Here is an 8811-nt window from a genome sequence, read left to right as displayed (position 1 = left end):
CCAACTCGGCCTTCGGCCGTCCCGTCCTCGCCATCCACCCATGATGCCGACTCAAGACCAACTTACGCAGCGAATTCTCGACTCAGGACACTAGGTCTGTAAAGCCAAAGGTGTAACTGGGGTTGGTGTGGCTAGAGTTGGCCTGCGGTAAGGCGGCCGTCGAAGGCCAGGTCGAAGGCGTTCATCGCGCCCTTCCAGCGCATGGTCCAGCGTTTACGGCCGGCGCCGGTCGGGTCGAGGCTCATGACGGCCATGTAGACGCACTTGAGGGCGGCCTGTTCCGTGGGGAAGTGTCCGCGGGAGCGGACGGCCTTGCGGATGCGGGCGTTGACGCTCTCGATGCTGTTGGTCGTGCACACAATCCGGCGTATTTCCGCATCGAACTGGAGGAAAGGCGTGAACTCCGCCCAACTGGACTCCCAGAGCCGGACGATCGCCGGGTACTTCTTCCCCCAGACCTCGGCGAACTCCAGGAACCTCGTCGTGGCCGCGTCCTCGCTCGGCGCGGTGTAGACCGGCTTCAGCGCCTTCGCGATCTTGTCCCAGTCCTGGCGGGCCGCATATCTGAACGAGGCTCGCAAAAGGTGAACTACACACGTTTGCACAACGGTACGGGGCCAGGCCTCGCCGACCGCGTCGGGCAGCCCCTTCAACCCGTCACAGACCAGCATGAGGACGTCTTCAACGCCGCGATTCTTCAGTTCCGACAGCACCCGCAGCCAGTGTTTCGCGCCCTCACCGCCGTCACCGGCCCACAGTCCGAGGATGTCGCGGTGGCCCTCGGCGGTGACCGCCAACGCCACATAGATCGGCCTGTTCGCCACTTGGTCATCGCGAATCTTCACGTTGATAGCGTCAATGAAGACGACCGGGTAGACGCGGTCGAGTGGCCGGTTCTGCCATTCCGCCATGCCATCCATCACCTTGTCGGTGATCGTGGTGATGGTCGTCTTGGTCACGTTCGCGCCATAGACCTCGGCCAGGTGCGCGGAGATCTCACCGTGCGTGAGGCCCTTCGCGGACAGCGAGAGCACCATCTCGTCCACGCCGGTCAGCCGGCGCTGCCGCTTCTTGACGATGGCCGGCTCGAAGGAGCCCTCCCGGTCACGGGGCACGTCGATCTCGACCGGGCCGATATCCGTCAGCACCTTCTTCGACCGGGTGCCGTTACGGGAGTTGCCGCCGTCCTTGCCCGCAGGATCGTGCTTGTCATAGCCGAGATGGTCGGTGATCTCGCCCTCCAGGGCGGACTCCAGCACCGTCTTGGTCAGCTGCTGCAGCAGCCCGCCCTCGCCGGTCAGTTGCAGCCCCTTGTTCCGGGCCTGCTCGACGAGCTGGTCGATGAGCTTCTGCTCGGCCGCCGGGGCCTCCAGCAACGGTTCCGCCTGGTCATCGGCGCCCTCGGACTCGGTCACGGTGTCAGTCACTTGATGTCTCTTCCTTGATCATCAATTACACCGGAGACCGTACAGACCCTGTCCGGGGGGACGCCGATGCTCCTTCGCATGACGCGGCGCATCTCGCTGAGCTGGTCCCAGAGCCTCACGATCTGAGCGTGCGCCTGCTCCAGGGACTCGCCCTCCCGGCGCGGCGGGATGCTGCCGTCGAGACGCTTGAGGACCCCATATATCCGGCTGAGCCTACGGTGGACGTCGTCGGCGGTGGCGAGCACGTCGTCCGGGACCCGCATCTGCGCCTCGGAGTACCGCGCACGGTGCTCGCGCCGCGCGTCGTCCAGACGTGACCTCAGGTCATCCGTGACCCGGTCGGCCCGGAGCGCGTACCAGAAGTTGTTCAGCTCGGAGTGATAGTCCAGGGAAGCGGTGTTCAGCATGACGGAGCAGGCCCGAACGGCCTCCTCCATCGCACGCTTCGTCTCGTACTGTCGCTCCTCGGCGCGCTGCCGCTCGGAATGGTCCAACTCCTTGGACTTGACGTTCTCGGCGAGCCGCTGCGTCATGAGCCCTGATGCGAGCGTGCCGACGATACCCAGGAACGCGATCACCAACGGAACCACCGTACTGCTCATGTGGTACCACCATTTCTGGCCCGCTCCGAGTATGGCGGTGTCGCGCCGCCGTACCCTGCAGCCCGCGACGGTCGCAGAGAACACCCAGGGGCGGAGATCGGCGCTGCTGCGTCACTACCCGTCGGACAGGCCCTAGCGAACCCTCCCGTCACCAAGCCCGGCGGTCCGCATGCCGACGCCGAAGCCCAGGGCGGTGAACAGGCGGTTGCTTCCGCTTCTGGGCGCCATGGGCGGGTAGCCGGTGTTGCCGCAGCCCCACCAGCGATCCAGCCGTCGGCGACATCGGGTAGAGCGTCCTCCTGGCCATAGGTCGCAAGCGATTCGACGCGCAGCGCGCGGGCCACGGTGGGCCAATCATCGCGGGGTCGGCAGACTCGCCCTGACCTCGGCGGCGGGCGGGTGGCCAGGAACTTAGTGGCGGCCCATCAGGTCGCGGACGGCGGCCGCAGCGTCGGCGAGGGCCTTGACTACGGTGTCGCTGCCGCCGAGCGCAGTAACGGGGTGGCGCAGAGCATCGAGGTTGCCGGCGATGTTGTACAGGACTTCGGCGGGCGCGCCCGTGTTCGCGACGTCATTGAGCAGCGCGAGGCGGGAGGCGGCCGCGCGCAGGTCGAGGGAGTGGGATGCGGCGGGGTCGGGCTGCGTGGTCATCATGCTTCCGAGATTAGGGAATTGGCCACGGCTGCGGCGTCGTTGACGCCTAAGGCGCAGGACACCCGTGAGTCGATGCCCGCTCGGTGGCTCACGGCAGTGCAGATACCAACACTGCTGTCCGGATCGTGCCGTGTCGTCAGCATTGGAGATGGGTACGGCTTTCGCATCGGCCATCGGGGCGAGGGGGCCAGGGGTGGGAAAAGCGAGTCGGGGCAAGCGGGAACGGAGCAGGGAGAAGGCTGGCCAGTGGACCGCAGCAGGTGCGGCGCGCGCCGCCCACCAGGCAAAGGCCGACACCCAGCGGCGGCTGCCCGGAAACCCGTATGTGCGTGCCGCCCTCGCCTCAAACCTGGACGACGTCATGGCGGAGATGCACAGCGTCGTGCTGAACAGTGACGCGCCCGAAGGCATGGAGCGGGACTTGGCCTGCTCCATGACTCTGGGCAAGCTGGGCGTGAAACCACCGTGGCCGACTGGCCCGCAACAGGCCGCCAACTGGCAGATGGAGCAGGTCACACGGCTGCTGACAGACGCGGAAGTGTTCGTCATCTCCCCGGCCGCGCATGCAGCGGTGATGGCGGCCGCAGCCACTCTCGAGCCGGCAGACGTCATCACACTTGTGAGGGAGCGGGACGTCGAGATACCGAACGGCCTGCTCGTGCTGCCCGAACCGTTGGTGATCGTCAACCGGACCGGATCGCTTTCTGACACCGCCGCCTTCGGCTGGCAGTTCACCATCCAGCACCAGGTCCTTCCCACCGCCCAGTACCCGGGAGTACGGGTCACCACGTTCATGGACCGGGACGGACCCATGCAGCCGGCCGAATGGCGTCTCGCCGTCGCCCAGGCGCAGGTCGGCGGAACTCCCATGCCCCGATTCGTGCCTGACGGTATGTACGGGATGCGCGGGGATGGCTGTCTTGCCGAAGAGAGCAGCGAGAAGCTTGCCGATGTCTCCGCCCACCATCGGGAACTGCAGACTGCGCTGAACCAGGCGTCCTAGTGGCGGGCGCAGCCTGTCCCCGAGATCGGAGAGTGGGGCGGGGGCCGCGTTGAGGAGATGCGGCCCGTACCCGGAACGCAGAGGCAACCGGGGAGCGCGGGCGAGCCGTACGACCCGGACATCCGAGTGATCCGCCTCGCCAGTCAGGTGCCGGCACAGCGCTCCGGTGCTGAAGGAGCCGACCGCGGTGTGCGCATCTACAACCACCGGTGGCCGGTGCGGATGCACAAGGTCCGGCAGTGGTACCCCAGCCACCAGGAACATCGCGTGATCTGGCGCGGTCCCTACATCAAAGGACCTGCTGACGCCCCCCTCATGGTCGGCGAGAAGGCGTATCTCATCGACTCATAGAGCACCCGCCAGACTTACCTCCTCCAGTAGCCGCCGGGTGCACATGGTCGGTGGGCGCGGGTGGGCTGTTGGCGCTTTCCACCCGATTGTGTGAGGCGAGTCGTAGGGGCGGTCTGCCGACGACCGGAGCGGTTCGGGTGGTGCTCGTTTTCGCCCAACTCCCCTGTGACGTGTGTCACTTCGCGGTTGGGGTCTGCTGACTGTTTCGCGCGCGCCTTCGTTTGCACTGTTCGGAGCCCTTTTCGTGAATACAAGTTCGATAGCCGAAATGACGTAGCGTGCCCGTACATGATCAACGGGTGATTTTTCTTCGAGGGGTGATGAGTGATCGGGCCTCGTTCTCGACATCGTGGGTGCTGAGAGCCAACTGGCTCCCGGTACGGGCTTGTTGCGTACCGCCCTCAACGAAGAGGAACCCGCAATGAGTAGTGCACGCCGGAGGCCCGCGTGAGCGACGACGACGTCCGCGGAGACGTCTCGCCCCAGGGCAGCGGATACGGCCAGCCGGTACGCGCACCCCTGGCGCTTCCCCTGGACTACGAAGGCTTCTACCTCGGCCACCAGGAGTTCTTTCACGCCTTCGCGGAGATCCACCTCGGCAGTCGGCGGACTGCCGAAGAGGTGGTCCACCAGGTGTTCCTGGAAATCCTGGGCGGCTGGGAGCAGCTGCTGCAGGAAGGGGATCTGGAACAGCAGACTCTCGCGGTCCTGCACCGCCGTGTCACCCGTCGTCTGGAACGGGAGGGCCGGATTCCCGCGTTCGTCATCAACGGTCCGATAGCCCAGAACCTGCGTGCGGTCAGGAACGAGCTGGAGCTCAAGGACGGCACCGGCGGGCTGTACGAGGCGATCGCCGGGCTGCCGCCCCGGCAGTTCAACGTGATCGTGCTGCGCCATCTTCTGGGCTACAAGACGGCGCAGATCGCGCGGTTCATGGGCCTGGACGGACGCACCGTCGACTACCACGGCCGCAAGGGCAAGGAACGGCTGCGCGTGCAGCTGGGCCTGCCCGCCGATCTGAACAAGAAGAAGAAAGGGGGAGGGCAGTGACCTCCACCATCGATGACCTCCTGGCCGACGCCGCCATCCCCACCTCGTCCCCCTCCCCGTCCGTGTTCGACGTCGGGGCCGCGCTGCGCAGGCTGGCCGCCGACGCGGCTCAGGCCGCGCCGCAGCCGGACATGGTCCGGGCGGCGCAGGCGGGGCAGCGTCTGGCCGTGGTCTCGCGCTGGATCCTCAACGGGCCCGGCGCCGCCACCCACGTCGACCGGCTGGCAGAAGGCCCGACGGCCACGCCGGTCGAAGAAGAACAGCTGGATGTCGACGGCGCGCTGGTCTTCGCGTGCCTGCTGTATCTCACCGGCCATCCGGAGAGTGCCCAGTTCTGGTGGCAGCTCGCCGCCGGTGCGGGTCACCGGGCTGCCGCCTACTGCCTCCACCTGCACCACCTCGCACTGGGGGAAAGCCGGGAAGCCCGGCACTGGCGGCACGAGGTCACCCACTCCGTACTCGACGCCGACGCGCCCGATGAGGCGTTTCTCGCCTGCCTGGAGGCAGTTGCACGCTACGTCCGCCACAACGGCTCGCCCTCCGCGAGTGCCCCCACCGGGGGCCTGGAAATGGAAGTCGACCGCCTGGCGGAACACGGCGCGAACTCCTGCATCATCGTCCGCCGGCCCGACCGGCGCCTGGCCGACCGCCTGGCCGACTTCACCCGCCGCTAACGGGCCGAACACAAAAGCAGAGGAGCCCCGACTCCGACCCCGGTTCCTAGGCCTCCGGTCGGAAGGGCTCCCCGCACGACACCCCTCCGAAGAAGAAGGACATCTGCCATGCACAATAGCCCCGCCTGCTGCCCCTGGTGCAAGACCACCGAAACCGTACGCCGACTGTTCCACTGGGCCGCCTGTCGCCGCCGCGTCGCCACCGGACTGCTGCTGCGCGGCGCCTGCTACGGCCTGGGCACCGGTGCAGTCGGCATCATCACCGTCTGGGTCCAGCACCGCCTTTGAAACCTGCCACACCCGGGCAGGTTTCGGTCAGCAGCCAAGGGACAGGTCGCACGTGAGCAGATCTTCGAGGGCTCCTCAGCCGACTCGATGCAGAAGGCCTCCTGTTGAGCTGGAAGAAATGGACCGGGCGCGCACCCCATCGAGGCCAGTGATCTCGTGCGGGAGGACCTGGATCGCTTCGTCGCCGAATGCCGCCGGGTGCTGGATCCGAATGCTGACCGGCGCCCGCGTCTCAGCCCGTTGGGGCGTCTGCGCCTACGCCCGTACGCCGACACGGCGGCCCGTACGGTTGGCGAGGCTGGCTCACTGAACTCTGTTCGGCGCTGACGCCGGAGGAATCAGGAGCCTGATACCTCCGGCGACCACGCACAGCACCAGCAGGGTGGGTTCCACGGGGAACAGGCGACAATTGAATAGGCCCCACCAGTATTGAACCCCTGCGGCAGGCCACCGAGGTCCGCCAGCCGGCATGCGGAAGGCTTGGCTCCTACAGCCTCCAGGAGAGGCGGCGTATCTACACTCGTCTGGTGAATCTCAGTGCGAGTGACCGGAGCAAGCTACGGTCCGTCAAGGACGACATGGTGTCCTGCGCCGCCACGGGTGAGAGCCGTGTCGTGAGCATGCTGCAGCGCACAGTGGCTGCTCAATGGGGGACTCAGGGGCTGGACTTTGTGTTGCTGCTGCTGGCCGAGGACGTCGTGCGGCACGCACCCAGCAGTGCGCGGAACGATTTCGCGCGAGTCGTACCCGAACAAGCCCTGACTCCCGCCCAGTACGAGGAGCTGAAGGGGCGAGTCCTCGCGGTGCTCCCGGGAACGGCGTTCGGAGTCTCCGACATGGACACGCTGTGCCGACTGGTTTCCGACATGGACACGCTGTGCCGACTGGTTTCCGATTACCTGGCTGAAGTCGAGCGTGGGGACGCGGAGGGGCAGACCCGAATCCTGGCCGAGATCCGGCGCGGACAGCCGGATGACCCGCACGCGGTGCGCGAGATCACTCTGGAACTGGCGGTCCTCTACTCTCCGGACGCGCATTCACCTCCCTCTCCTCCGGCCACCTGAACACGCCCGAGCGGCTTTCGGGGGGCCCGGCGTGCAGCTCGCCGTTGACGAGCGCGAGCTGCACGTGAGTGAGCGGGGTGCGCGGGTCAGGTGTGACGGGGCCTGACCGTCATGGGGATGCGGTCGGCGTGTGCCACCGCTGAGGCGACTTCCTTGGGCGTGTGCCCGGGGGCGGGGACCAGCTGCCAGCGCGCGAGCACGGTGGCGATGGCGATGGTGGCTTCCGTCCACACGAATAGGTCGCCGATGCATTTGCGGTTGCCTGCACCGAAGGGGATGTAGTCCTTGCGCCCCAGGCCGGCCTCTTCCTGCCGCTTCGGCAGCCATCGGTCGGGGTCGAAGCTGTCGGCGTTCGCGTACAGGGTCGGGTCGCGGTGGATGGCGTACAAGCTGAACGCCACCTCGGTGCCGGTGGGGAAGGTGATGCCGGCCAGTTCCACTGGCTCCGTGGTGCGGCGCATCAGCATGGTGACGCCGTGCAGCCGGATCACCTCGTCCAGCACCCTGCGGATCCCTTCCAGTCGCGGTATGTCCTCGATGGTGACCGGCCGGTCGCCGACGACCTCCTCAATCTCCGCAACCAGCTGCTTCTCGACCTCGGGATGCGCGGCCAGCTCGTGGAACGTCCAGGCCAACGTTGCCGCCGTGGTCTCGGCGCCCGCGAAGAGGATGGTGCCCAGCTGGTCCCTGACCTCGGTGTCGGAGAGACCGTCTCCGCTCTCCGTGTCCTGGGCCGCGAGCAGCAGCGACAGCAGGTCGTTCCGGTTGGTGTCGCCGGAACGGCGGGCGGTCACGATGACCTCGTTGATGACCTCGCGCAGGTTCGCTGCTGCGGCGTCAAAGTCGCGGTTGGCGGGGATCGGCAGCCGGTCCAGAGCCTTCGGGGACGCCGCGCGTATCAGCAGGTTCTTCAGCAGTACGGGAAGGTTCTTGCGTACGGCCTCCACCGCGGGCAGTCCGATGTCCGTGGAGAACATGGTCGACGCCAGCGTCTCGATGGCGTACTCGGCCATCGCCTGTTCCAGCTCGATCTCCTGCCCGGGCGTCCAGGAGTCGGCCAGCGCACGCGCATTGCGGCTCATCGTGTCCGAGTAAATCGCGATGCGCTCCTTGGAGAACATCGGCTGGAGCATGCGCCGGTGTTTGCGGTGCACCTCGCCGTCGGAATTGGCCAGGCCGTTGCCCGCCAGCGGCCGCAACCTGTCGAAGAACCGGCCCTTCTCAAAGCTCCGGGCCTGCTTCACCATCACCTCGTGGACGAGTTCCGCCGACGTGATCACGATCATGGGCATGGTGCCGAGATCCACACGGACCAAACCCCCGTGCTCCCGCAGCGACTTCAGGAAGCCGAGAGGATCCCGCCACAGCTTCAGGGCATGCCCGAGAAGCGGGACCGCCCCGGGGGCGCGCGGCACCGACTGCAATCCGACAGGCTGCAACCCAACTGACACCGAAGAATCCTTTGCTCTGAGCCGTGCGGCACACCGGATGGTGCACCGCGCCGCGCTGTCTCGTCATTGAGGAGATCCCACCATCAGGAGCCCTGCGGCGCGACCCTGAATCCCGGCGCCGGGAGTCCCCGGGGTGGTTGTGGAGCCAAGTGTCGTAATGCGCAGGCCAGTTCACCCGGCACTGGCTGCAAGTTCGGGACTGGCCAGGGATATGCTGCGGACGCTCCTGCATCCTCTGCCGTTTCCT

The 8811-nt window shown here is 66.8% G+C and carries 10 protein-coding genes; 6 read left to right on the top strand and 4 right to left on the bottom strand.

What is annotated here, in order from left to right; translation table 11 throughout:
- Window positions 1–131: 131 nt before the first annotated feature.
- The 3 genes from ABZS64_RS31080 to ABZS64_RS31070 form a co-directional block, all read right to left on the bottom strand.
- Window positions 132–1376: an IS256 family transposase gene (locus tag ABZS64_RS31080; RefSeq protein WP_355836952.1), complete on the bottom strand. Its 1245-nt coding sequence runs from the start codon at window positions 1374–1376 to the stop codon at window positions 132–134.
- A 47-nt stretch (window positions 1377–1423) separates the two neighbouring features.
- Window positions 1424–2029 carry a hypothetical protein gene (locus tag ABZS64_RS31075; protein ID WP_355836948.1) on the bottom strand — a complete coding sequence of 202 codons (606 nt, stop codon included), beginning with the start codon at window positions 2027–2029 and terminating at the stop codon, window positions 1424–1426.
- A gap of 411 nt (window positions 2030–2440) precedes the next feature.
- Complete coding sequence (locus ABZS64_RS31070) at window positions 2441–2683, bottom strand: hypothetical protein (RefSeq protein ID WP_355836946.1); 243 nt, start codon at window positions 2681–2683, stop codon at window positions 2441–2443.
- Between the two features lie 193 nt (window positions 2684–2876).
- Between ABZS64_RS31070 and ABZS64_RS31065 the strand changes: the two genes are divergently transcribed.
- From ABZS64_RS31065 to ABZS64_RS31040, 6 genes are all read left to right on the top strand, one after another.
- On the top strand, window positions 2877–3686 hold the full coding sequence (locus ABZS64_RS31065; protein ID WP_355836944.1) for a hypothetical protein: 810 nt from the start codon (window positions 2877–2879) through the stop codon (window positions 3684–3686).
- A 189-nt stretch (window positions 3687–3875) separates the two neighbouring features.
- Window positions 3876–4037 (top strand): hypothetical protein, encoded by a 162-nt coding sequence (locus tag ABZS64_RS31060; RefSeq protein ID WP_355836942.1) that lies wholly within the window; start codon window positions 3876–3878, stop codon window positions 4035–4037.
- 447 nt (window positions 4038–4484) lie between these two features.
- Window positions 4485–5087 carry a sigma-70 family RNA polymerase sigma factor gene (locus tag ABZS64_RS31055; protein ID WP_355836940.1) on the top strand — a complete coding sequence of 201 codons (603 nt, stop codon included), beginning with the start codon at window positions 4485–4487 and terminating at the stop codon, window positions 5085–5087.
- On the top strand, window positions 5084–5761 hold the full coding sequence (locus ABZS64_RS31050) for a hypothetical protein (protein WP_355836938.1): 678 nt from the start codon (window positions 5084–5086) through the stop codon (window positions 5759–5761). Before ABZS64_RS31055 ends, ABZS64_RS31050 begins: the two co-directional genes overlap by 4 nt.
- 108 nt (window positions 5762–5869) lie before the next feature.
- Window positions 5870–6049 (top strand): hypothetical protein, encoded by a 180-nt coding sequence (locus ABZS64_RS31045; protein ID WP_355836936.1) that lies wholly within the window; start codon window positions 5870–5872, stop codon window positions 6047–6049.
- 614 nt (window positions 6050–6663) lie between these two features.
- On the top strand, window positions 6664–7113 hold the full coding sequence (locus tag ABZS64_RS31040; RefSeq protein ID WP_355836934.1) for a hypothetical protein: 450 nt from the start codon (window positions 6664–6666) through the stop codon (window positions 7111–7113).
- A gap of 86 nt (window positions 7114–7199) precedes the next feature.
- On the opposite strand, the gene ABZS64_RS31035 is transcribed toward ABZS64_RS31040, so the two are convergent.
- Entirely contained in the window at window positions 7200–8564 is a 1365-nt protein-coding gene (locus ABZS64_RS31035) for a cytochrome P450 (protein WP_355836932.1), read from the bottom strand.
- Window positions 8565–8811 lie beyond the last annotated feature (247 nt).

Origin of the sequence: Streptomyces sp. NPDC005408 (assembly GCF_040606445.1) — a bacterium.
Classification (GTDB): Bacteria; Actinomycetota; Actinomycetes; order Streptomycetales; family Streptomycetaceae; genus Streptomyces.
The sequence above is the reverse complement of the archived record's forward strand: the minus strand, read 5'-3'. Positions and strand labels throughout refer to the sequence as shown.